We start from the raw sequence: 21,048 nt of genomic DNA, 5'->3' as shown, positions 1-21,048 counted from the left end.
CGGCTCACTGCTCCGGCCGTTTCAGACGGCCGGAGCGGCCTCGCGCGAAGGGCTTCCGATCAGAGGGCCCAGCTCTGTCCCTCCGGGGTGTCGGTGACGCGAACCCCCAGGTCGGCCAGCTCGTCCCGCAGCCGGTCGGCCGCCGCCCAGTCGTTGGCCGCCACCGCCCGCTCCCGCTGCGCCAGCAGCTCGCCGGCCCCGGCGGGCGGCACCCGCGGCTTGCCGATCTCCGTGGACAGGTCGAGCGCCAGCACCTGATCCAGATGCAGGAACGTCTCGAACTTCGACCCGGGCGCCACCGACTCGTCCAGCTCCAGCTCCCGCAGGACGGCCAGCGCCGCCGGGGTGTCCAGGTCGTCGTCGAGGGCCGCCCCGACGCGCTCGGCGTACGACGCGGCCATGGGCGCGCTGGGCGACTCCGACCACTCGGCCACCCGTGCCCGCCACCGCCGCACCGTGCGGTCGGCGGCCCGCAGGACGTCCCAGGAGAGGTCGAGCCGCTCCCGGTAGCGGTGCCCGAGGAAGGCCAGGCGCGCCGCCAGCGGGTCGAGCCCGGCCGCCACCACGTCGGACAGCAGCACCGCGTCGCCCGCGGACTCCGCCATCGCGCGTCCGTCGAACAGCGGGCGCTCGCCGTGCACCCAGTGGCGCACCACCTCGTGGCCGGTCGCCGCGTCCGACTGGGCGCGCTCGGCCTCGTGGTGCGGGAAGCACCGGGCGGCGTCGCCGACGTGCAGGTCGATCCGTTCGCCGAGGAAACGCAGCGACAGCGCCGAGCACGCCACGTGCGGGCCGGGCAGGCCCCGGCCCCAGGGCGCGTCCCGGCCCTGGTCGCCGTCGGCGGGCCGCCACAGGGCCCAGTCGGCGTGGAAACGTCGGTGCGGGTCGGCGGCGACCGGGTCGGCGGGCTTGAGGTCGTCCAGGCCGGTGCCGGAGATCTCGCCGTACGCCGGGAACGTCCGTACGTCGAAGTACACCGAGCCGTCCGGCGCCGGATAGGCGTGCCCGCGCTCGACGAGCCCGGAGATCAGCTCGATCATCAGGTCGACCGTCTCCCCGGCGCGCGGCGCGTGCTCCGGCGGCCGCAGGTTGAGCGCGGCCGCGTCGTCGACGAACGCGTCCTCGTGGGCGCGGACCGGCCCCCCGGCCTCGCCGTCGGGACGCCCGAGGTCGGCGACGTGCCGGCAGGCCACGACCCGGGTACGCCGCCCCTCCAGGACCCTCCTGACCAGGTCGGACAGCACGTACGTGCGCAGGTCGCCCAGATGGACGCGGCGGTGCAGCGCCGGCCCGCACGTGTACACGCGCACCGCCCGCCCGCCCGAGATCTCCTCGACCTGCCTGGCCCGGGTGTCGTGGATCCGCAACATCACCCGAGCCTAGCCCTCACCCGCCGAGGAAGCCGAGGATGTCCCTGTCCCCGCGCTCGCGCAGCCGGGCCAGCACCTCCTCGCGGGTGGCCGTGTCGGGCAGCCCGATGCGGGCCCCGATCAGCCGCAGCCCCTCCATCTCGGAGTGCACCGGTGCGGTGTAGCCGATGAGGTAGAGCGCCCGGTTCAGCGGCGGCATCGCCACGGCGGCCGCGGGCAGGTAGCGGGTCAGCAGCTCGCCGCCGTCGGAGACGGTCAGGAACACGTGGTCGCCCTCGCTCGCCTTGAAGTCGGCCAGCACGTTGCGGATCGACCCCATGGTCGGCTGGTTGTGCCAGCTGATCACCACGTCGCCCGATGGCGTCGAGGCGGTCAGCGACCCGCCGGGAGCCATGCCCAGGTAGGCGGCGAACCCGGTCGGCAGGGGCGAGCCCGACCCGCGCAGGTGCTCGGCGTTGACGTCCACGCGGTGCCACCACCGGCCGTCGCGGGAGCGGAAGCTGCGGCGCGTCTCCGAGACGTCCTTGCGCGGCTGGTACGGCTCCGACTCCCCGGTCGGCGACGTTCCGGCCACCCTGATCCAGCCCCGCTGCGTGCGCTCGAACCCGGGGCCGCCCGAGTAGGCGCGCACCGAGCTCTCGCTCACGTCGTAGCGGGAGGTCAGGTTCGTCACGATCGTGCTCACCGAGGCCTCGCCGCCGGCCCGCTCGATCTCCCTGGAGATCATCTCCCTGATGCCCAGATACTCGTCGCCGCCCCACCTGGTCAGCCCGTACTTGTTCCGGTCCACCCGGCGGAAGCGCTCGTCGGCGGTGAGCTGGTTGCGGATGCCGACCAGGCTGTAGTCCTCGCCGATGCGTTCCTGGATCTCCTCGGGCGACAGCGGCGTGCCCGCCACCGCCAGCACCGCCTCGGCCTTCTCGTTGATGCTGCGCGGCCAGGGCACCACGTGCCGGCCGAGCACCCGAAGCTGCGGCACGGCGAGGATCCACCGCTCGGCGACGTCCTCACGGACGCCGAGCTGGGCCACCATGGACACCGCCTCGTCGAGCGGCCGCGGCCCGTCGGTGAACAACTGCCGCGTCTTCTCCCGCAGCTCGTCGGCCCCGCCGGAGACCAGCCACCCGTCGGCCTGCTCGTAGCCGGTCAGCAGCGTGCGGACGAACCGCCACGCGGGGATGCCCAGCGTGCGCAGGTCGCCGCGGTGCCACGGCACGGCGGCCGCGAGGTCGTCGGCCGGGACCGCCGACCCCAGCCTGCCCCTCAGCCACGTCACGTGCGCCACCAGCCCCGCCGCCTCCGGCGAGCCCAGCCAGGCCTCCACGTGGTCGCGCAGGTCCCGCTCGATCTGCCTGATCCGCTCGCGGGTGACCGAGAAACGCTGCGCCAGCTCGTCGAGCGTGGCGCGCTGCGCCGCGTAGAGCCGGTCGCGGGCGATGGCGCGCTGCCGGTCGTCGAGCGCGGCGAACACCGCGTCGATCAGCTCGGGAAGGGGTTTGTCGGGCCTGGCCGGGACGGGCAGGGCGGCGGGCGCGGGTTCGAGCAGCCGCTCGAACACACCGGTGAACAGCTTCTGCACCACGTCCTTGCCCAGAGACTCCGGCGTGCGCTCGGCCTCGGCGGGGTCGGAGAAACGCAGCAGCGGCAGGATGTCGCCGAGCAGCAGGTGCCCCCAGCAGGCCACGGCCAGATCGGCCAGGTGACCCGCCACGGTCTGCGTCCCGACGATCGCGCACGCGCGGTCGAGGGGGATCGCCTGCCACCAGGCCTCGGGCAGCTGGGGCTCCTCCACGATCGGCGCGATCTGACCAGGGGAGGTCCAGCGCAGGGGTGGCGCGAGGTCGCTCAGGCTGAGGTTCATTGAGGTCCAACCGGCAAAGGGAAGATATCCGCAGTTCAGACTATGTGATCAGGGGGACAGAAATGGGCTCCCCCTTCCGGAATGCGAGATATAGAGCATCGTTCGGGCCCGTGTGCAGGCGACGAACAGTATGCTCCGCTCGCGTTGCAGCGCCCGAGCCCGCGCGGCCGGCTCCGCGGGCAGCGGTCCGGGCACCACGCCCTCCGCCACGCCGACGAGCGCCACCCGTTCGAACTCCAGGCCCTTCAGGTGCTGGAAGGTCGCCACGCGCACGTCCAGCCCGTCCAGGGCCTCCCTGGCGGCCCAGACCAGCGTGGGGGTGCGCGCCCCGACGGCGATCTCGCCCTCCGGCACGCCGTCCGCCAGCCAGCCGCCGACCGTGGCCCGCAGCCCGGCCAGTTCGGACTCGGGTGTGTCGTACGCCCGGACCATCGGCCGCCGGCCGTTGTGCGTGGCGCGGTAGCCGTACAGCTCGGCCACGCCCCTGACCAGGCCGTTCGCCGGGCCGCCACCACGCAGCCGGACCACGTAGGACAAAATCTCCTGCGGCAGCCGGTAGGAGATCCGCAGGTCGTGCTGGACGGCCGGGATGCCCACTGCGCCGAGCGCCACCCGCGTGTCGGTCACCCGCTGGTGCGGGTCGCCCACCACGAACAGGTCGTCGTGCGCGTGCGGCGCCGCCGCCCGCAGCAGCCGCCACTGCGCCGGGCTGATGTCCTGCGCCTCGTCCACCACGATGTGCCGGTACGGCTTGCGCCCCGGCTCCACGTCGTCCAGCAGGTCGCCGGTCGTGATCGACAGCAGCCTGATCGCCTCGTCGGTGAGCTGGGCCAGCGACCGGGCCCCCGGGCCGACCAGGGCGGGACGGCGTCCCTCCGCGTCGGCGACGATCCGCACGGCCAGGCGCTCGGCGTTGTCCACCTCGACGCGCTTGCGCACCGTCTGGTCGTCGATCAGCACGTCCAGCCGGCCGGCCAGCTCCTCGGCCAGGCTCTGTGAGAACGTCACCAGCAGCACCGGGCCGCTGCCCCGCGCCGCCAGGTGGGCCGCCCGGTGCAGGGCGATGATCGTCTTGCCGGTGCCCGCGCCGCCCACGACCAGCACCGGCTGCTCGTACCGTCCGGCCCTGGCCAGCCGGTGCTGCGTCGGGTGCAGGAACGTGCACCAGTCCGGGGCTCCGAGCACCCGGTCGAGCTCCACCTTGTCGGCGGCGAACACCGCGCGGTCCGGGCTGCGCAGCAGCGCCGCGTGCAGGTCGTCGGGGTCGATCGCGCCCGGCTCCTCGTCGCGGGCGCGCCAGTTGTCCAGCTCCCGCCACGCCTCCGACAGCGTGCCGCCCCTGGCCAGGACGGCCAGCGGCGCGTACTGGGTGGGCGGCAGCAGCGGTTCGAGCGCGGCCACGTCGGCCTCGGTGGAGATCAGCCGGACCAGAGGCAGCGCGTGCACGTCGATGCCGAGCGCGAGCAGGTCGCCGTCGCAGATCTGCTCGAACAGCCGCGAGGGGCGGGCCGACCTGCGTAAGGCGGGCTCCACCCGTTCCAGGGTCTCGGCGTCCCACTCCTCGACGACGCCGATCACGGGGTTGACGCCGTACCGGTGACGCTGGGCGTACGACCACGCCTCCGGATCGGGCCGCACGGCGAGCAGCCAGTAGACGTCGCGCTGCCGGACCACCACGCCGCGATGCCCGTCGGCCAGGCGCAGCGTGGCGACCTTGGCGTCCCGGCAGCCCCGCACCCGCTCGGGGTGCGGGGCTCCGGACACGTTCAGCAGGAACCGGCGCAGCGCGACCACGGCGTCCCTGCGCACCGGCTGAGCCAGTGCGCCGAGCTCCCCTGGAAAGTCAGGGCCGATCGCGAGCCGCGGCACGGGCGGTCAGTCCAAGAGGGCGAGCAGGTCGCGGTCGCCGCGTTCGCGGAGCCTGGTGAGCAGGTCGGGCAGCCCGACGGGGCCGGTGAGCCCGATCCTCGTCGCGATCACCCTGGCCGCCTGGTCCCGGGTGCCGCCCGGCGCCGTGTAGCCGACCAGGCGCAGCGCCTTGGTGATGCTCTCGGCGTTCTGGGCGGCGACCGGCAGGTGACGGGCGCGCAGGACGCCCTCGTCCGACAGCGTGAGGAACAGGTGGCCGCCCTCCTTGGCGCCGACGTCCACGAGCAGGCGCTCGATGGACTCCAGCACCGGCCTGCCGTGCCAGGTCATGGTCAGCTCGCCCGCCGCGCTCCTGACCGCCCGGCTCTCACCGGGGGACAGGCCCAGGTAGGCCGCGAAGCCCGTCGGGAGGGCGCACTCGCCGCCGGCCAGCTGCTCGGCGGTCACGTCGATCCGCAGCCACCAGCGGCCGTCCGGCTGGCGGAAGCAGCGCCTGGTCTGGGAGACGTCCTTGAGCGGCTGGTACGGCTTGTTCTGCTCCGCCCCGCCGTTGCCCTCCGCGGGCGGCGGCGGGACCGGCGTGAACGCCTGGAACTGCGGCGGACCGGGCGGACCGGGCGGACTGGCCGGGGGCGGCGGCGGTGGCATGGGCGGTGGCGGCAGGGGAGGCGGCGGCTGCATCGCGGCGAACGCCGAGTGCGGCTGCTGGAACTCCGCCGGCTGCTGGAACTCCACCGGCTGGTTCGGCTGCGCGGGCAGCGTGGCCAGCACGAACTGCCAGGCCGGCACCTCCAGCGCGCGGATCTCCCTGGCGTGCCAGTCGGCCGCGCCGATCAGCTGCTCCTTGGGCGCGGCCGGGCCCAGCGTCCTGCGCAGCTCGTCCAGGTGGGCGCGGTACGGCGCGGCCTCCTCGCTGGCCAGCCACTGGTCGAGACGGACGCGCAGCTCCCGCTCGGTGGCGGAGATGTCGGCCGGGGGGACGGCGAACAGCTTGGCCAGCTGGTCGACCGCCGAGGGCTCGTCGGTGAAGACGCGGTTCTGCGCCACGGCCCAGCTCTTGTCGTCGAGCCCGGCGAACGCGGCCTCGATCAGCTCGGACAACTCCTCGCCGCCCGTCTCGGCGGACTCGGCGTGCTCGGCGTCCGCCCCGGCGGATTCGGCGTGCCTGGCGTCGGCCTCAAGCTCGGCGTGGCCGGCGTCCGCCTCGGGCTCGGGGTGCTCGGCGTCGGCCTCGGAGTGCTCGAAGTCGGCCTCGCGCTCGGGCTCGGGCTCGGGCTCGGTGTCGTGCTCGGGGTGCTCGGGGTGCTCGGTGTGCGCCTCGGGCTCGGCGTCATCGGTGGATGCCTCGAACTGTGCGGCCTCGGCCCGCTCCTCCACCCGCCCCTCAAGGACCTCAGGGACCTCAGGGACGTCGGCGGAGCTGTCGAGGTCGGCGGGTTCGCGCCGTTCAGCCTCTTCGTCGTGGTCGTCCGTGGAGAAGGGCTCCGGCTCGCCGCCGACCCCCTCCGCCTCCAGCGCGGACGCCTCCGCGGCGGCGGGCTCGGGCGCGGGCTCCTCGGCGGCGTCGAGCACGGGCTCGGCCTCGGGCCGCGGCACCTCCTCGACGACCGGCTCGGAGTCGGCGTCGAGCACCCGTTCGACGTCACGGTCGGCCGCCTCCACGACGGCCTCCGCAGCGGCCCCGCCCTCAGGGAACGCGGGCTCGTGGGCGAGCTCCGCCGCCACGACGGCGTCCGCCGGGGTCGCGAGAGCCGCCGGTACATGCGCCTCGGCCTGCCGCCCACCCGCGTACGGATGCGCCAGCCGGACGAGCACCGCCCCGAACAACGTGTTGAGCACCGGCCGGGCCTGGATGAACGGCTGGTCCACCAGCTCCCGCCCGGTCAGCGAGAGCAGCCCCGTCCACGACCCGGCGCGGTCGAGCGCGATGGCGACGGCGGGTTCGTCGGCCTCGTCCGGGTCCAGGACGTGCAGAGCCGGCAGGACGTCGCCGATGGCGGCGGCCGGCCAGTGCTCCAGCGCGATCTCGGTCAGCAGCTCGCCCAGTGACTCCGGGCCGATGGCTGCGAGCACCAGCGGCATGGGCAGGCTTCGCCACCACGCGTCCGGCAGATCCGGCTGCCCGGTCAGTAGCGTGATCGTCGACGCGTCGCTCCACCTCAACGGTGGAACGAGGTCGCTCAGGCAGAAGTTCATCCCGTTCCGTTCACCAGCCCCTCACGCCGCCGGAGCGGCGCAGCCAACATCTCGCCGCCCACGGAACAGACCATAGTCCGGCAAAACAGCCCTACGCATCATGCACTACGCATCAGCGCCGAACAGCGGCAAAGCGTAGACGCACGTAGTCGGCCATCCAGCCCGTCTCCCTCCGGAGGGCGGGCGCGGCCAGCTTGTTGACCCGTCCGAGCAGGGGGTCCACGATCTCCGGCGGCAGTCCTTCGAGCACGGACGAGGCGAACATGCGCACCCAGTCGGCGGCCCCGCCGGGGCACTCGTCGAGCGGCGTCGGCCGGTCGAAGTACTCCAGCAGGCGGACCACGAAGCCCTCCTGCTCCAGCCGGCGCGCGTACTCGGCGGGAGTGGGGAAGTACCACGGCAGATCGGGCTCGCGCAGGCCGTACTCGCGCCAGGCGGTCAGCATCGCGGCGGTCAGCTCCGCGCAGTTGCCCGCGCCGCCCATCTCCGCGACGAACCGGCCGCCCGGCTTCAGCGCCTCGCGGACGTTGGCGATCACGGTGACGGGGTCGCGGCTCATCCAGTGGAGTGCCGCGTTGGAGAAGACGGCGTCGTACGGGTCCACCACGGTGAAGTCGTGGCCGTCGCCGATGATGAAGTCGATCCCCGGGTACTGGGCCAGCGCCTTCTCGATCATCGCGGCGGAACCGTCGATGCCCAGGACGTCCGCGCCCCTGAAGGCGATCTGCGCGGTCAGCACCCCGGTGCCGCACCCGAGGTCGAGCACGCGCTCCCCGGGCTGCGGGTCGAGGAGGTCGACCAGCGGCGCGCCCTGGGTGGAGACGTACCCGAAACTGCTGTCGTAGGCGCGACTGTTCCACCGCTCCAAGCTCGGTGCGTCGTATCGCAAGACGATCAGCTCACATTCGTCAGACATCGGGCCCCCGTGGCCGTGCTGTCCGTTCACTTTAGAGCCTGATCGTCTCTACGACATATCAAGTCACAACGGACTCATCCCACGCTCTTGCTCCATTCCCGCTTGAGGTACGCCTTCGCCGCGTCCGTCTGCGGGATCGTCATGAGCACGGGCGGGCCGGCGGCCTTGGGCAGCCGGGCGGCCTGCTCGGTGTCGAGCTTGCCCTTCATGAGCATGGCCTCGCCGCGCGCCGGACGGGCGTAGCCTTTCTGCAGCAGGTTCTGGCCCTCGTCGGAGAACAGGAACTCCTGCCACAGCCGGGCGGCGGCCGGATGCGGGGCGGTCTTGCTGATCGCCTGGACGTGGTACCCGCCGAACGGCGCGTCGCGCGGGATCGTCACCTCCCAGGAGTCGGCGTGGTCGGCGCTGCGGGCCGCGTTGAGGTGGTCCCAGTCGATGATCACGTTCGCCTTGGCCGGCTCGACGAGCTGCCCGGCCTGCTTGAGCTTGGCGAACAGGTCCACCCCCTGCCTGGCGTCCGGTTTGGCGCCGGCCTTCATGGACGCGGCCATCACACCGCCGAACGCCGCCGCCGAGCGCAGCGGGTCGCCGTCGAGCGCGACGCGGTAGCCGGGCTTGAGCAGGTCGGCGAAGGAGGCCGGGGCCTTGACCTCGCGCGGGTCGTAGCCGATCGACATGTAGCCGCCGTACGCGCCGTACCAGGCACCCTTGGGGTCCTTGACGAAGTCGGGCAGGTCCTGCCAGCCCGTCACCTTGTACGGCGCGAACTTGTCGGCCCCGTAGACGGCCATGTCCAGGGTGAGATCGAACACGTCCGGCTTGAGCTGGTCGGCGGCGTCGAGCTCACGCTTGCTGCTGGCGCCCGGCTCCAGCTCGTTGACCTTGATGTCGTACTTGTCGGCGAAGGTGTCGATGATCTCGCCGTAGTTCACCCAGTCGTGCGGCAGGCCGATCACGGTGAGCTGGCCCTCGCGCTTGGCGGCCTCGGCCAGGCGCTCCATCGTGCCGAAGCCCTGCTTCAGCGAGGCGGCCCGGACGTTGAGCACCGGAAGGTCCTTCGACCCCTCGGACGTGGACGGCGATGTGGACGCGCCGCATCCGGCGCTGGCGAGAACGGCTGCTACGGCGGCGCAGATACGTACGGTCACACAATGAATACTTACCGTTACTTCGCCCGAGGTCGAGGAGGCGCGACCGGAACGACCTTGGCCGCGACCAGCGATTCCTCGTCGATCTCCACCAAAGTGCCGTCCCGCTTGCGAACGCGCAACACGCCGTCCGTCCAGGATTCGAGCACGCCGACGGCGTCCCGGAAGCCTTCTGGGACGCGCCTTCGAGTGGTGATCCGTGCGCCTATGTCCTGAGTTGTGATCGCGACGACGAGGCGTGCGGCCATGAGTTTGCCACCCTCCGTTTCGGCCAGCTGGCAAGCACGGCAATACTAGGGCGTAGCAAACCGCGGTCAGAGTCATGCCATGGTGCGGAGAAAAAGGAGCTCGAGGTGACCTACGTCATCGCGCAGCCTTGCGTGGACGTCCTGGACAAGGCGTGCATCGAGGAGTGCCCCGTCGATTGCATCTACGAGGGCGAGCGCATGCTTTACATCCACCCCGACGAGTGCGTGGACTGCGGCGCGTGCGAGCCTGTGTGCCCCGTCGAGGCCATCTTCTACGAGGACGACCTTCCCGAGCAGTGGAAGGACTTCTACAAGGCGAACGTGGACTTCTTCGAGGACCTCGGCTCGCCCGGAGGCGCCTCGAAGGTCGGCAAGATCGAGAAGGACCACCCGGTGGTGGCCGCGCTGCCGCCGCAGGGCGAGGACCACTAGCGAGTCGCGTGCGCCGGGGCCGTCCACGTCGGGCGGCCCCGCGCGCCCGCGTCCGCCGCAGGCGTGTACGGCCCCGAACGACCCTGGAGAACCGTGAACAAGCTGCCCGACTTCCCCTGGGACCGGCTCGAACCGTACAAGGAACGCGCCCTGGCGCACCCCGACGGCATCGTCGACCTCTCGGTCGGCACCCCCGTCGACCCGGTGCCCGAGGCCGTCCAGCAGGCGCTGCGCGATTCGGCGGACAGCCCCGGCTATCCGCTGACCCACGGCACGAAGGCGCTGCGCGAGGCCGCCGCCGACTGGCTGCGGCGCCGCCACGGCGTCACCGTCGACCAGCAGGACGTCCTGCCGCTGATCGGCTCCAAGGAGTTCGTCGCCTGGCTGCCCACCTACCTCGGCGCCCGGCGGGTGGTCTTCCCCGAGCTGGCCTACCCCACCTACGACGTGGGCGCCCGGCTCGCCGGCGCGACCGCCACCGCCTCCGACAGCACGCTGTCGGTCGGCCCCGAGCACGTCGACCTGCTCTGGATCAACTCCCCGGGCAACCCGACCGGGCGCGTGCTGCCCGCCGAGCACCTGCGCAAGGTGGTCTCCTGGGCGCGCGAGCGCGGCACGGTCGTGGCCTCCGACGAGTGCTACATCGAGCTCGGCTGGGAAGAGCAGCCGGTCTCCATCCTCCATCCCGACGTCTGCGGGGGCTCCCATGAGGGGCTGCTCGCCGTCCACTCCCTCTCCAAGCGCTCCAACCTGGCCGGCTACCGGGCCGGGTTCGTGACGGGCGATCCCGTCCTGGTCAAGCGGCTGCTGGAGACGCGCAAGCACGCCGGCATGCTCATGCCGAAGCCGGTCCAGGACGCGATGACGATCGCGCTCGGCGACGACGCGCACGCCGAACGCCAGCGCGAGCTGTACTCCGCGCGGCGCGCCGTGCTGCGTCCCGCGCTGGAGCGGGCGGGGTGGACGATCGACCATTCGACCGCCGGTCTGTACCTATGGGCGTCGAATGGGCAGAACGCGTGGGATCAAGTGAGTAAGCTTTCCGAAATCGGGATTTTGGTCGCGCCGGGAGACTTCTACGGATCGGCTGGTGGACGGCACATCCGCGTCGCGATGACCGCCACCGACGAACGCATCAGTGCGGCCGTGCGCCGCCTCCAGTAGGATCGCCCGTCGTAGCGCACGGACAAATTGAAAAAAAGGCGTCTGCCGAGACAGACCGCGAGTGGAGCGAGCTGACGGATGAGCATGACCTCCATGGTCGTACTCGGGCTGAGCATCGCCACCGTCCTGTTGTTGCTGGGGGCGTTCCTGGCCACCATGCGGCAGGACAGGAGGGGCCGGTCGAGCGCGCCGCCGCCACCGGCCGAGGTCGCTCCGGTCGAGGCCCCGCTGCCGGCGCCGGTCGAGGCTCCCGGGCATGCCGGCACCGACTACGCCGACCCTCGCACGATCCAGGTCGCCGACCGGATCGAGGTGCACGGCTCCCCCTACCGGGTGCTCGGCGCGATGCACGTCTCCTGGCAGGGCCGACAGTGGATCGAATACCTGCTGCGCGACGTCGCCCGCCGCCGCCTGTGGCTCTCGGTCGAGGTGCGCGAGGGCAAGGCCGCGGGCGAGGCGTCCCATCTTGAGGTGCTGCTGTGGACCGAGGTGCCGACGCAGGGCATGGTCCCGGCCAAGAGCATGCTGATCATGGAGGGCGTGGAGTTCTTCCCGATCCAGCGCGGCACGGCGGCCTTCAGGAGCGAGGGCGAGACCGGCAACCCCGAACGCGGCCTGCTCGACTTCGCCGACTACCACGCCTCCGACGGCCGTCTGCTCTCCTTCGACCGCATCCAGGGCCACGCCTGGAGCGCCAGCTACGCCCAGCCGCTGCCGCCGGGCTCGATCACCATCGTCACCCGCGCCACCTGACGGCCGCCGGAGACGCGGGCGGTCAGGACAGCTCGACCTCGCCGTCGCCGGCCTGGCCGCCCTTCTTCCAGCCGTCCGCCTCGACGTCGTTGACCCAGGTCGCGCCGCTGTAGCCGACGCGCCGCAGCTGGTACTTCTCCGCGTACGCCACCGACCAGGACGCCACCAGCCAGCCCCGCTTCTTCGTCGTGATCGCCGGGTCGCCGAGCGCCCTGGCCAGCTGCTTGCGCGCCTCGGCGGTCCTGGCCTGCGGCGCGGGCGTCTGCTTGGGCGGCGGATACCAGCAGTGGACGGACCTGGGCACCCGGCCGGTGAAGGCGGCGGCCAGGATCTTGGCGTCCTGCTCGTGCTGCGCGTACGCGTAGCCGCCCGCCGACCGCTGCACCTCCTGGGCCGCCTCGGCCAGCGGCAGCTTGCGGTAGTTCTTGACCTTCACCAGGGCGGCGAAGAACTTGTTGCTGGCGTAGACCGGGTCCATCAGCTGCTTCTTGCGCCCCCAGCCCTGCGACTCGCGCTGCTGGAACACGCCCACCGAGTCGCGGTCGCCCCAGGAGAGGTTGCGCAGCTTCGACTCCTGCAACGCGGTGCCGTACGCGATGACGACGGCCCGCTCGGGCAGGCGGCGGCGGGCCGCGACCGCGGCGATGGTCGCGGAGACCTGCGCCTGCTCCGGATCGAGAGTCAGGACGCCCTCGGGGGTGCGCACCATGCAGTAGGCCTCCGGGAGGACCAGCGGCGTCGCCCGCTTGAGCAGGAGGTAGAGCCCTACGGAGACGCCGACGGCGAGCACCACGACGATGATCGCGATGGTGATGACTCCACGGGAGAAGCGCAGGCGCACCCTGAAGAACCTACCCGGCCGGATAAGCTCCGTGGCCATGAGTCACGTGATGTCCCCGGTGGTGGACGAGCTGTGGGAACGACGCGCGGAGCTGTCCCCGGCCGACGTGGAGGCCCGCATCCAGGTGGTCGGCGCCGTCGACCTGCTGGACAAGGGTGAGGCGAGGGTCGCCCGCCTGGTCGGCGGCGAGGTCGTGGTGGACGAGCGGGCCAAGCGCGCGATCCTGCTCGCCTTCCGGCTGCTGGGCATGGCACGTTCCCAGGTGGGCGACTTCCAGCACCACGACAGGGTGCCGCTCAAGACCTCTTTCGAGGGGGTGCGGGTGGTGCCGGGCGCCATCGCGCGCTGGGGCTCGTACCTGGCGCCGGGGGTGGTGCTGATGCCGTCGTTCACGAACATCGGCGCGTACGTGGACTCGGGCACCATGGTCGACACGTGGGCCACGGTGGGCTCATGCGCCCAGATCGGAAAGAACGTGCACCTGTCCGGCGGAGTGGGCATCGGCGGCGTCCTGGAGCCTCCGGGTGCGGTGCCGGTCGTCGTGGAGGACGACGCGTTCATCGGCAGCCGCTCGATGATCGTCGAGGGCGCGCGGGTGGGCCGGGGCGCGGTGATCGGGGCGGGCACGATCCTGTCCGGCACGATCCCCGTGATCGACGTCCAGACGGGCGAGGAGCTGGCCAGGGGCAGGGTGCCCGACTGGTGCGTGGCGGTCGGCGGCACGCGGCAGAAGGAGTTCCCCGGCGGCACGTTCGGGCTGCCGTGCGTGCTGGTGATCAAGCGTCTGGAGCCGGAGCAGCGGCACGACAAGGCGGCACTCAACGAGGTGCTGCGCGAACATGGAGTGAACACCTGATGCTGGACCTGACACAGGACGTACGCGCGCTGACCGCCGCGATCGTGGACATCGAGTCGGTGAGCGGCGACGAGAAGGCCCTGGCCGACGCGGTCGAGGGGGCGCTGTCCGCGCTGCCGCACCTGAAGGTCGACCGCTCCGGCGAGACGATCGTGGCCCGCACCGACCTCGGCCGGGCCGAGCGGGTGCTGATCGCGGGCCACCTCGACACGGTCCCGGTCGCGGCCAACCTGCCCAGCCGGGTGGAGGGCGACCTGCTCTACGGCTGCGGCACCTCCGACATGAAGGCGGGCGTGGCGGTCGCGCTGAAGCTGGCGGCCACCGTCCCGGCCCCCAACCGCGACGTGACGTACGTCTTCTACGACTGCGAGGAGATCGAGGCCGAGCGCAACGGCCTGACCAGGGTCGCCAGGGACCACCCCGAGTGGCTGGCGGCCGACTTCGCGGTGCTGATGGAGCCGACCGACGGCGTGATCGAGGGCGGTTGCCAGGGCACCCTGCGCGCCGACGTCACCGTGACCGGCAAGCGGGCCCACAGCGCGAGGTCGTGGTTCGGGGTCAACGCCGTCCACGGGATCGAGCCGGTGCTGGCCAGGCTCAACGCCTACGAGGCGCGGCTGCCGGTGGTCGACGGGCTGGAGTACCACGAGGGGCTCAACGCGGTCGCGGTGCGCGGCGGCGTGGCCGGCAACGTCATCCCCGACGAGTGCGTGGTCACCGTCAACTACCGTTTCGCCCCCGACCTGACGGTCGAGCAGGCCGAGCAGCACGTGCGCGAGGTGTTCGAGGGCTACGAGGTGAGCTTCCTCGACGCGGCGCCTGGGGCGAGGCCCGGCCTGACGCATCCCGTGGCCGCCGCCTTCGCCGCCGCGGTCGGCGGCACCCCGCGCGCCAAGCTGGGCTGGACGGACGTCTCCCGCTTCTCCGCGCTCGGCGTCCCGGCGGTGAACTACGGCCCCGGCGACCCGAACCTGGCGCACCAGCAGGGCGAGTACGTGTCGCTGCCGAAGATCACGGAGAGCGAGCGGGCCCTGCTCGACTGGCTGACAAAATGAAAGTGGCTTTCCTCGCCGGCCATTTGGCGGGGAAAGCCACTTTCAGTCCCGAGCAGCACCCTCGGCAGTTAGACGCAGGGGGGTCGAAATTCGGTTCCCTGCTTTTCCCAAGATTTTTTCGGCGCCTTCATCTGGCCTTCGACCTGGGCGTTCATCCTCAAAGTGTCCGCTTCGGCGGGCGCGGCCGGGGTCGGGAACGGCGCCGCGGGCCGGTACGGAGAGGACTAGCGTGACCACCATGGAACAGAAGCAACGAGCCGAACGCCGTCAGGGGCAGGCGGTCGTGCGCGGGAGTCTCGTCTCCAGCTCCACCCACGACCAGCGGCTGCTCGACCGGCAGGGTCCGTCCGACTGGGTGCACATGGACCCGTGGCGGGTGCTGCGCATCCAGGCCGAGTTCGTGGAGGGGTTCGGCCAGCTCGCCGAGCTGCCCGCGGCGATCACGGTCTTCGGCTCGGCCCGCACCCCCGAGGGCACCCCCGAATACCAGATGGGCCGGCGGCTCGGCCGGGCGCTGGCCGAGTCCGGCTACGCGGTGATCACGGGCGGCGGCCCCGGCGTCATGGAGGCGGCCAACCGGGGCGCTTCCGAGGTCGAGGGCGCGGTCTCGGTCGGGCTCGGCATCGAGCTGCCGTTCGAGCAGCGCATGAACGACTACGTCGACCTCGGCATCGAGTTCCGCTACTTCTTCGTGCGCAAGACGATGTTCGTCAAGTACTCGCGCGGCTTCATCGCCCTTCCCGGCGGCTTCGGCACGCTCGACGAGCTCTTCGAGGCGCTGACGCTGGTCCAGACCCACAAGGTCACCTCGTTCCCGGTCGTGCTGATGGGCTCGGAGTTCTGGGGCGGCCTGCTCGACTGGATCAAGAGCACCCTGCTCGGCACCGGCAAGATCGCCGCCCAGGACCTCGACCTGATCTCCGTCACCGACGACCCCGACGAGGCCGTGCGGATCATCGCCGACTCCGACCGGGCCCGCTCCCACCAGCGGGAGGAGGAGCTGGAGGCCGCCGCCGCCCAGACCGCGGAGCCCCAATAAGCTGTCGGCCCGTGAACATCTGCGTCTTCTGCGCCTCCAGCCTCCGCATCGACAGGAAGTACGTCGACCTGGCCGAAGAGGTGGGCGCCGAGCTCGCCAGGCGTGGTCACACGCTGGTGAGCGGCGGCGCCACGGTCTCGTGCATGGGCGCGGTCACCTCCGCCGCCCGCGCCGCCGGCGGGTTCACGGTCGGCGTGATCCCGCAGGTGCTGGTGGACATCGAGGTGGCCGACACCGACTCCGACGAGCTGATCGTCACCGACGGCATGCGCGAGCGCAAGGCCGTCATGGACGCCCGCTCCGACGCCTTCCTCGTGCTGCCCGGCGGCATCGGCACCCTGGAGGAGCTGTTCGAGATCTGGACGGCGCGGGTGCTCGGCATCCACGACCGCCCGCTGGTGATCCTCGACCCCTGGGGCCTGTACGAGCCGCTGCGGCAGCTCGTCTCCGGCATGCACGCCGAGGGCTTCACCCGGGCCGACGTCTTCGACGCGATCTCCTGGACGACCACGGTCGAGGAGGCGTTCGCCCACCTCGAAGCGCGTCCGCAGCCGGTCCGTCCGAGCGTCGCCGAGCTGGGTGAGGCCACCGGCTGAGCAGCCTGCCCCGATTGCCCGCACTTGTGGTAGATCGCTGAACGTGCTCGTCCATATGAGTACGATGCCAATGTGCTGGTCATACTCGCCATCGCCGCGATCGCCATCCTGGCCTGCGTGGTCCTGGTCTCCCTCGGCAGAGGCGGGGAGCTGACCGAGTTCCCGCCGGACGTCCCGCCGCTCGACCTGCCCGAGGCCGGACAGCTCACGGCGGTCGACTTCATGGCGCTGCAACTGCCGGTCAACCTGGTCGGCTACCACACGCAGAGCGTCGACGAGACCCTGCGCCGGGCCGCCCAGGCCATCAGCGCCCGCGACACCAGGATCGCCGTCCTGGAGCAGCGGGTGTCGGAGCTGCTGTCCAGCCGGCTGCACGCGCGCCAGGAGATCTACGCCACGCCCGGGGCCGGGCTGCGCACCGACCACGAGCCCGAGGCGCCCGCCGCGCCCAGGGAGCTGCCGGAGTCCGGCGACCCGGTCACGTCGAGCGGCGCGACGGTGGAGTGGGCGGGCGAGCCGGAGCTGCGCGACCCGTCGGAGGAGCCGGACTGGCGCCTCCCGGAGCAGGCCGACCCCGAGAAGGACGAGCCCGAGAAGGACGAGCCCGAGAACGACGAGCCCGAGAAGGACGAGCCCGAGAAGGACGAGCCCGAGAACGACGAGCCCGAGAAGGACGACGACGACTCCGTGCGCACGACCCCGGGCAAAGAGGACAAGGACAAGGACGAGCGCCCGTGACCGAACTCATCCGGTGCACCTGGCCGGGCATGGGCGACCCGCTGTACATCACCTACCACGACGAGGAGTGGGGCCGCCCGGTCAAGGGCGACGACGAGGTCTTCGAACGCGTGGCGCTGGAGGCGTTCCAGTCGGGCCTGTCGTGGCTGACGATCCTGCGCAAGCGGGAGAACTTCCGCGCCGCCTTCGACGGCTTCTCGACCGTCAAGGTGGCCGCCTACACCGAGCGCGACGTCGAACGGCTGCTCGGCGACGCCGGGATCGTCCGCAACCGGGCCAAGATCGAGGCCGTCATCGGCAACGCCAGGGCCGCGCTCGACCTGCCCGAGGGCCTGTCGGAGCTGGTGTGGCGGTTCGCCGACCCCGACGCGCCGGTGCCCCGGACGATGGCCGACGTGCCCGCGATCACCCCCGGCTCCAAGGCCCTGGCCAAGGAGCTGCGCAAGCACGGCTTCAGGTTCGTCGGCCCGACCACCGCGTACGCGCTGATGCAGGCGATCGGGCTGGTCAACGACCACATCGAGGGCTGTCTGGCCCGCTGAGCGCCCCTGAGCACCGGCCGATCAGCGGCCTCTGAACACCGGCCGCTCCTTGGCCAGGAAGGCGCGGGTGGCGTCCTGGTGGTCGTCGGTGGCCACGCACGCGTCCTGCAGGTCGGCCTCCAGCGCGAGCGAGTCGGCCAGCGAGTGCGTGGCGGAGTGGGCCAGCGCGCGCTTGGTGGCGGCATAGGCCGTGGTCGGCCCGGCGGCCAGGCGTACGGCCAGCTCGTGAGCGGTCTTCGGCAGGTCGTCGGCGGGCACCACGCGCGTGACCAGCCCCAGGTCGAGCGCGGCGGAGGCGTCGAGCGGCTCGCCGAGCAGCAGCAGCTCGGTCGCGCGGCCCCGGCCGACCAGGCGCTGCAACGTCCAGGACGCGCCGGAGTCGGGCGCCAGCCCGATGCCCGCGAACGCCAGCGCGAACTTGGCCTTGTCGGAGGCGACGCGCAGGTCGCAGGCGAAGGCCAGGGCCGCGCCCGCGCCCGCGGCGACGCCGTTGACCGCCGCCACGACCGGCTTGGGCATGGTCGCGATCAGCTCGACGATCGGGTTGTAGTGCTCGCGCACGGTGTCGGCCAGCCCGCGGCCCGCGGCCAGGTTGGCGGCGTGCTCGCGCAGGTCCTGGCCCGCGCAGAAGGCCCGGCCCGAGCCGGTGAGCAGCACCGCCCTGACCTCGGGGTCGGCCGCCGCCCTGCCGACCGCCGCCAGCAGCGCGGCCTTGACCTCGGCCGTGAGCGAGTTCATCGACTCCGGCCGGTCGAGGGTGACGGTGGCGACGGCGTCGGCCATGTCGTAACGGATCACATGAGCTCCCTGTCGACGAACGCGGCGGCTGCGGGCAGCAGCCTGGTGGCCTCCTGCTCGAAGAACGTGCGGGCCTTCTCGCCCGGCCAGCCCGCGGGCAGCAGCTCGGCCGGCAGCCCGGGGTCGCGGAACAGGAAGTTGCGCCAACCGTGCACCAGTCTGCTCCTGGTGGCGAACACCCGGTCGGGCGGGGCGTCCTCGGGCAGGGTGCTGATCAGCGTGACAGCTTCGGCGTGCCAGTGCTCGTACGCCTCGCTGATGGCCGCCAGGTCCCAGGCCCGCGCCACCAGCTCGCGCGGGTCGCCCTCCAGCGCCGCGTCGAACCGGTCGGCCCGCACGCCCTCGCCGTCCAGCAGGTTGTCCAGCTCGATGGAGGAGCGCGGCCCGATCCACGTCGTCTCCGACAGGCAGGCGTAGCCGAGGAAGGTCAGGTCGGCCCTGATCCGCTCCCGGCGCTGGCGCTCCCTGACGGGCTCGATGACGATCACGTGCCAGCGGCCGTGCCAGGCGAGTGTCCCTGATCGGTAAATTCTCAGCGCTGCCTCATCCAGGCGCCTGACACATTTCGGCGTGAGCCCGTAGCCGGCTCCCTGGGGCAGCCGCAGCGGGCGCAACCAGCCCTGCCGGACCATCCGCGAGACCGCCGTGCGGACGGCCGGAGCGGCGATTTCCAGGGGGTTCATGAGCCGTACGAGCGCGGCCACGGTCGCCTGCCCACCGCGTGAACGCAGGTGGTCTCCGTACAGGTCGAAGAGAGCGGCGCGAGCGTGCACGAAGTCCAGTTTGGACGCCATCGCCTGGCTCGACAACGCATTCTGGGAGGAGATCGTTACCCATGAGGGCTCTCGATGCGGGAGAATAGGACATCACAGAAGACGTGAATGCGCCGACCACCCCCTCGGGCGGTCGGAAATCGCGGGCCGCGGGAGCCCAAGGCAGGAAGGGATGCACGCATGGCGGCGATGAAGCCGCGGACCGGCGATGGTCCGCTCGAGGTCACCAAGGAAGGGCGCGGCATAGTCATGCGGGTCCCTCTCGAAGGTGGCGGCCGGCTCGTCGTGGAGATCTCCGCCGACGAGGCAAAGGCGCTCGGCGAGGCGTTGAAGAACGTCGTCGGCTGAGCGCTCCCGAGACAACCTGATCCTCCGACCCTGGCGTAAGTCCGGCGCCAGGGTCGCTGACGTTTGGAGGGTTCCGTGCCCATCGAGACCACCGTCTCCGCGGTCGCCGAGGTTCCTGAGGGCGCCGAGCTGCTGGCCGTGCCCTACGCCTCCGACCTGCGTCCCGCTGTCGAGCAGTACGTCGAGCTGCACCTTCCGGTCGCCGACCTGCTGGCCCACTACGAGGCCAAGGGCGAGGCGGGCGAGATCGTCGAGGTCCCGGTGGCGCGGGCGGGCGGAATCGGGCGCGTGCTCCTGTACGGAGTGGGCGACGGCTCGCCGCGGGCGTTGCGCAGGGCCGGCGCGGCGCTGGCGCGCAAGGTCAAGGGCCGCGACACGCTGACCGTGGTGCCGCCCGAGGGCGACGTCGCGGCGATGGCCGAGGCCGCGCTGCTGGCCGGATACACCTTCAAGATCGGCAAAGAGGGCCGGAAGGGCGTGCGGGCGATCGAGTTCGCCGGCGCCGACGCGGAGCCGCTGCGCCGGGCCGAGGTCGTGGCGGAGGCCGTCGCGCTGGCCCGCGACCTGGCCAACATGCCCTCCTCGGTCAAGCATCCCGCCTGGCTCGCCGAGCGCGCCGCCGAGCAGGGCCTGCCGGTGCGGGTGTGGGACGAGGAGCAGCTCCAGGCCGAGGGGTTCGGCGGCATCCTGGCCGTCGGGCGCGGCTCGGTCCGGCCGCCCCGGCTGATCCAGCTCTCCTACGTCCCCGAGCAGCCGGCCGAGCGGCACGTCGTGCTGGTGGGCAAGGGCATCACGTTCGACTCGGGCGGCCTGTCGCTCAAGCCGACCGAGAACATGAAGACCCAGAAGACCGACATGGCGGGCGGCGCGGTGGTGATCGCCGTGCTGGCCGCGCTGGCCCGGCTGGGCGCCCCCGTACGCGTGACCGGCCTGATCGCCGCCGCCGAGAACATGCCGTCCGGCACCGCCCAGCGTCCCAGCGACGTCATCAGGCACTACGGCGGCCGCACGGTCGAGGTGCTGAACACCGACGCCGAGGGCCGGCTCGTGCTGGCCGACGCGCTGGCCTACGCCGACGCCGAGCTCGACCCCGACGCGGTCGTGGACATCGCCACCCTCACCGGGGCCATCTCCGTGGCGCTCGGCCGCAACGTCGGCGCCGTCTACGCCTCCGACGAAGACCTGGCCGCCCAGCTGCTGGCCGCCGGTCAGGCCAGCGACGACCGGCTCTGGCGCATGCCGCTGATCGACGACTACGCCCCGGCCCTGGAGTCGTCGATCGCCGACCTGGCCAACGTCGAGAGCGGCTCGCGCTACGGCGCCGGGTCCATCACGGCGGCGCTGTTCCTGCGGGAGTTCGCGGGCAAGCGCCCGTGGGCGCACCTCGACATCGCCGGGGTCGGCCGCAGCACGGTCGACGAGGGCACCCTGACCAAGGGCGCGACCGGGTTCGGCGTGCGCGTGCTGCTGGAGTGGCTGACCCGGGGCTGACCCGGGCGGCTCGG

21 protein-coding genes are annotated in these 21,048 nt (G+C 72.2%); 10 read left to right on the top strand and 11 right to left on the bottom strand.

Features of this window, described 5'->3' with window-relative positions; translation table 11 throughout:
* Nucleotides 1–59: 59 nt before the first annotated feature.
* The 7 genes from AB0C33_RS32405 to AB0C33_RS32375 all read right to left on the bottom strand — a co-directional run bounded on the left by AB0C33_RS32405 (nucleotide 60) and on the right by AB0C33_RS32375 (nucleotide 9,608).
* Nucleotides 60–1,370 (bottom strand): cysteine--tRNA ligase, encoded by a 1,311-nt coding sequence (locus AB0C33_RS32405; RefSeq protein ID WP_358294398.1) that lies wholly within the window; start codon nucleotides 1,368–1,370, stop codon nucleotides 60–62.
* Nucleotides 1,371–1,386: 16 nt separating this feature from the next.
* Entirely contained in the window at nucleotides 1,387–3,231 is a 1,845-nt protein-coding gene (locus AB0C33_RS32400; protein WP_352352886.1) for a sigma factor-like helix-turn-helix DNA-binding protein, read from the bottom strand.
* A 48-nt stretch (nucleotides 3,232–3,279) separates the two neighbouring features.
* Entirely contained in the window at nucleotides 3,280–5,100 is a 1,821-nt protein-coding gene (locus AB0C33_RS32395; protein WP_358294397.1) for a UvrD-helicase domain-containing protein, read from the bottom strand.
* A 6-nt stretch (nucleotides 5,101–5,106) separates the two neighbouring features.
* Nucleotides 5,107–7,263, bottom strand: coding sequence for a hypothetical protein (locus AB0C33_RS32390; protein ID WP_358294396.1), 2,157 nt, complete (start codon nucleotides 7,261–7,263; stop codon nucleotides 5,107–5,109).
* A gap of 145 nt (nucleotides 7,264–7,408) precedes the next feature.
* Nucleotides 7,409–8,185 (bottom strand): methyltransferase domain-containing protein, encoded by a 777-nt coding sequence (locus AB0C33_RS32385; protein WP_358294395.1) that lies wholly within the window; start codon nucleotides 8,183–8,185, stop codon nucleotides 7,409–7,411.
* Between the two features lie 101 nt (nucleotides 8,186–8,286).
* Nucleotides 8,287–9,258 (bottom strand): extracellular solute-binding protein, encoded by a 972-nt coding sequence (locus AB0C33_RS32380; RefSeq protein ID WP_358294394.1) that lies wholly within the window; start codon nucleotides 9,256–9,258, stop codon nucleotides 8,287–8,289.
* 119 nt (nucleotides 9,259–9,377) lie between these two features.
* Nucleotides 9,378–9,608, bottom strand: coding sequence for a hypothetical protein (locus AB0C33_RS32375; protein ID WP_352325366.1), 231 nt, complete (start codon nucleotides 9,606–9,608; stop codon nucleotides 9,378–9,380).
* Between the two features lie 105 nt (nucleotides 9,609–9,713).
* On the opposite strand from AB0C33_RS32375, the gene fdxA reads away from it, so the two are divergent.
* From fdxA to AB0C33_RS32360, 3 genes are all read left to right on the top strand, one after another.
* Complete coding sequence (gene fdxA, locus AB0C33_RS32370; RefSeq protein WP_106240826.1) at nucleotides 9,714–10,040, top strand: ferredoxin; 327 nt, start codon at nucleotides 9,714–9,716, stop codon at nucleotides 10,038–10,040.
* Nucleotides 10,041–10,133: 93 nt separating this feature from the next.
* Nucleotides 10,134–11,204 carry a succinyldiaminopimelate transaminase gene (gene dapC / locus AB0C33_RS32365; RefSeq protein ID WP_358294393.1) on the top strand — a complete coding sequence of 357 codons (1,071 nt, stop codon included), beginning with the start codon at nucleotides 10,134–10,136 and terminating at the stop codon, nucleotides 11,202–11,204.
* A gap of 78 nt (nucleotides 11,205–11,282) precedes the next feature.
* The gene (locus AB0C33_RS32360) at nucleotides 11,283–11,957 is read left to right on the top strand and encodes a DUF4178 domain-containing protein (protein WP_352352881.1); all 675 of its coding nucleotides are present in this window, start codon (nucleotides 11,283–11,285) and stop codon (nucleotides 11,955–11,957) included.
* Between the two features lie 22 nt (nucleotides 11,958–11,979).
* On the opposite strand, the gene AB0C33_RS32355 is transcribed toward AB0C33_RS32360, so the two are convergent.
* Nucleotides 11,980–12,837, bottom strand: a complete 858-nt coding sequence (locus tag AB0C33_RS32355; RefSeq protein WP_358294392.1) for a hypothetical protein — start codon at nucleotides 12,835–12,837, stop codon at nucleotides 11,980–11,982.
* On the opposite strand from AB0C33_RS32355, the gene AB0C33_RS32350 reads away from it, so the two are divergent.
* The 4 genes from AB0C33_RS32350 (at nucleotide 12,836) to AB0C33_RS32335 (ending at nucleotide 16,344) form a co-directional block, all read left to right on the top strand.
* On the top strand, nucleotides 12,836–13,654 hold the full coding sequence (locus AB0C33_RS32350; RefSeq protein ID WP_352325370.1) for a 2,3,4,5-tetrahydropyridine-2,6-dicarboxylate N-succinyltransferase: 819 nt from the start codon (nucleotides 12,836–12,838) through the stop codon (nucleotides 13,652–13,654). The genes AB0C33_RS32355 and AB0C33_RS32350 overlap by 2 nt on opposite strands.
* Complete coding sequence (dapE, locus tag AB0C33_RS32345; RefSeq protein ID WP_358294391.1) at nucleotides 13,654–14,709, top strand: succinyl-diaminopimelate desuccinylase; 1,056 nt, start codon at nucleotides 13,654–13,656, stop codon at nucleotides 14,707–14,709. The genes AB0C33_RS32350 and dapE overlap by 1 nt, the downstream gene beginning before the upstream one ends.
* A 238-nt stretch (nucleotides 14,710–14,947) precedes the next feature.
* On the top strand, nucleotides 14,948–15,748 hold the full coding sequence (locus AB0C33_RS32340) for a TIGR00730 family Rossman fold protein (protein ID WP_358294390.1): 801 nt from the start codon (nucleotides 14,948–14,950) through the stop codon (nucleotides 15,746–15,748).
* Nucleotides 15,749–15,759: 11 nt separating this feature from the next.
* Nucleotides 15,760–16,344 carry a TIGR00730 family Rossman fold protein gene (locus AB0C33_RS32335; protein WP_358294389.1) on the top strand — a complete coding sequence of 195 codons (585 nt, stop codon included), beginning with the start codon at nucleotides 15,760–15,762 and terminating at the stop codon, nucleotides 16,342–16,344.
* A 389-nt stretch (nucleotides 16,345–16,733) separates the two neighbouring features.
* Here AB0C33_RS32335 and AB0C33_RS32330 read toward each other — a convergent pair whose 3' ends face one another.
* Nucleotides 16,734–17,039: a pentapeptide repeat-containing protein gene (locus AB0C33_RS32330; protein WP_358294615.1), complete on the bottom strand. Its 306-nt coding sequence runs from the start codon at nucleotides 17,037–17,039 to the stop codon at nucleotides 16,734–16,736.
* A 39-nt stretch (nucleotides 17,040–17,078) separates the two neighbouring features.
* Here AB0C33_RS32330 and AB0C33_RS32325 point away from each other — a divergent pair, with 39 nt between their 5' ends.
* On the top strand, nucleotides 17,079–17,624 hold the full coding sequence (locus AB0C33_RS32325; protein WP_357974337.1) for a DNA-3-methyladenine glycosylase I: 546 nt from the start codon (nucleotides 17,079–17,081) through the stop codon (nucleotides 17,622–17,624).
* Between the two features lie 21 nt (nucleotides 17,625–17,645).
* Here the strand turns inward: AB0C33_RS32325 and AB0C33_RS32320 are convergent, their stop codons facing one another.
* Nucleotides 17,646–18,407, bottom strand: a complete 762-nt coding sequence (locus AB0C33_RS32320) for an enoyl-CoA hydratase-related protein (protein ID WP_358294613.1) — start codon at nucleotides 18,405–18,407, stop codon at nucleotides 17,646–17,648.
* An 11-nt stretch (nucleotides 18,408–18,418) separates the two neighbouring features.
* On the bottom strand, nucleotides 18,419–19,216 hold the full coding sequence (locus tag AB0C33_RS32315; protein WP_358294388.1) for a PaaX family transcriptional regulator C-terminal domain-containing protein: 798 nt from the start codon (nucleotides 19,214–19,216) through the stop codon (nucleotides 18,419–18,421).
* A gap of 159 nt (nucleotides 19,217–19,375) precedes the next feature.
* Here AB0C33_RS32315 and AB0C33_RS32310 point away from each other — a divergent pair, with 159 nt between their 5' ends.
* Together AB0C33_RS32310 and AB0C33_RS32305 are read left to right on the top strand one after the other, a co-directional pair.
* Entirely contained in the window at nucleotides 19,376–19,543 is a 168-nt protein-coding gene (locus tag AB0C33_RS32310) for a DUF3117 domain-containing protein (RefSeq protein WP_020545024.1), read from the top strand.
* A gap of 75 nt (nucleotides 19,544–19,618) precedes the next feature.
* On the top strand, nucleotides 19,619–21,034 hold the full coding sequence (locus AB0C33_RS32305; protein ID WP_358294387.1) for a leucyl aminopeptidase: 1,416 nt from the start codon (nucleotides 19,619–19,621) through the stop codon (nucleotides 21,032–21,034).
* Nucleotides 21,035–21,048 lie beyond the last annotated feature (14 nt).

This window comes from Nonomuraea sp. NPDC048881 (assembly GCF_040649795.1).
Lineage (GTDB): Bacteria > Actinomycetota > Actinomycetes > Streptosporangiales > Streptosporangiaceae > Nonomuraea.
Note: the sequence above shows the minus strand (reverse complement) of the source record. Positions and strands in the feature narration are given on the sequence as shown.

Coding starts and splice junctions, on each gene's coding strand:
- AB0C33_RS32405 (WP_358294398.1), bottom strand. CDS start 1,370: ATGTTGCGGATCCACGACACCCGGGCCAGGCAGGTCGAGGAGATCTCG.
- AB0C33_RS32400 (WP_352352886.1), bottom strand. CDS start 3,231: ATGAACCTCAGCCTGAGCGACCTCGCGCCACCCCTGCGCTGGACCTCC.
- AB0C33_RS32375 (WP_352325366.1), bottom strand. CDS start 9,608: ATGGCCGCACGCCTCGTCGTCGCGATCACAACTCAGGACATAGGCGCA.
- AB0C33_RS32360 (WP_352352881.1), top strand. CDS start 11,283: ATGAGCATGACCTCCATGGTCGTACTCGGGCTGAGCATCGCCACCGTC.
- AB0C33_RS32350 (WP_352325370.1), top strand. CDS start 12,836: ATGAGTCACGTGATGTCCCCGGTGGTGGACGAGCTGTGGGAACGACGC.
- AB0C33_RS32355 (WP_358294392.1), bottom strand. CDS start 12,837: ATGGCCACGGAGCTTATCCGGCCGGGTAGGTTCTTCAGGGTGCGCCTG.
- dapE (WP_358294391.1), top strand. CDS start 13,654: ATGCTGGACCTGACACAGGACGTACGCGCGCTGACCGCCGCGATCGTG.
- AB0C33_RS32340 (WP_358294390.1), top strand. CDS start 14,948: ATGGAACAGAAGCAACGAGCCGAACGCCGTCAGGGGCAGGCGGTCGTG.
- AB0C33_RS32320 (WP_358294613.1), bottom strand. CDS start 18,407: ATGGCCGACGCCGTCGCCACCGTCACCCTCGACCGGCCGGAGTCGATG.
- AB0C33_RS32315 (WP_358294388.1), bottom strand. CDS start 19,216: ATGGCGTCCAAACTGGACTTCGTGCACGCTCGCGCCGCTCTCTTCGAC.
- AB0C33_RS32310 (WP_020545024.1), top strand. CDS start 19,376: ATGGCGGCGATGAAGCCGCGGACCGGCGATGGTCCGCTCGAGGTCACC.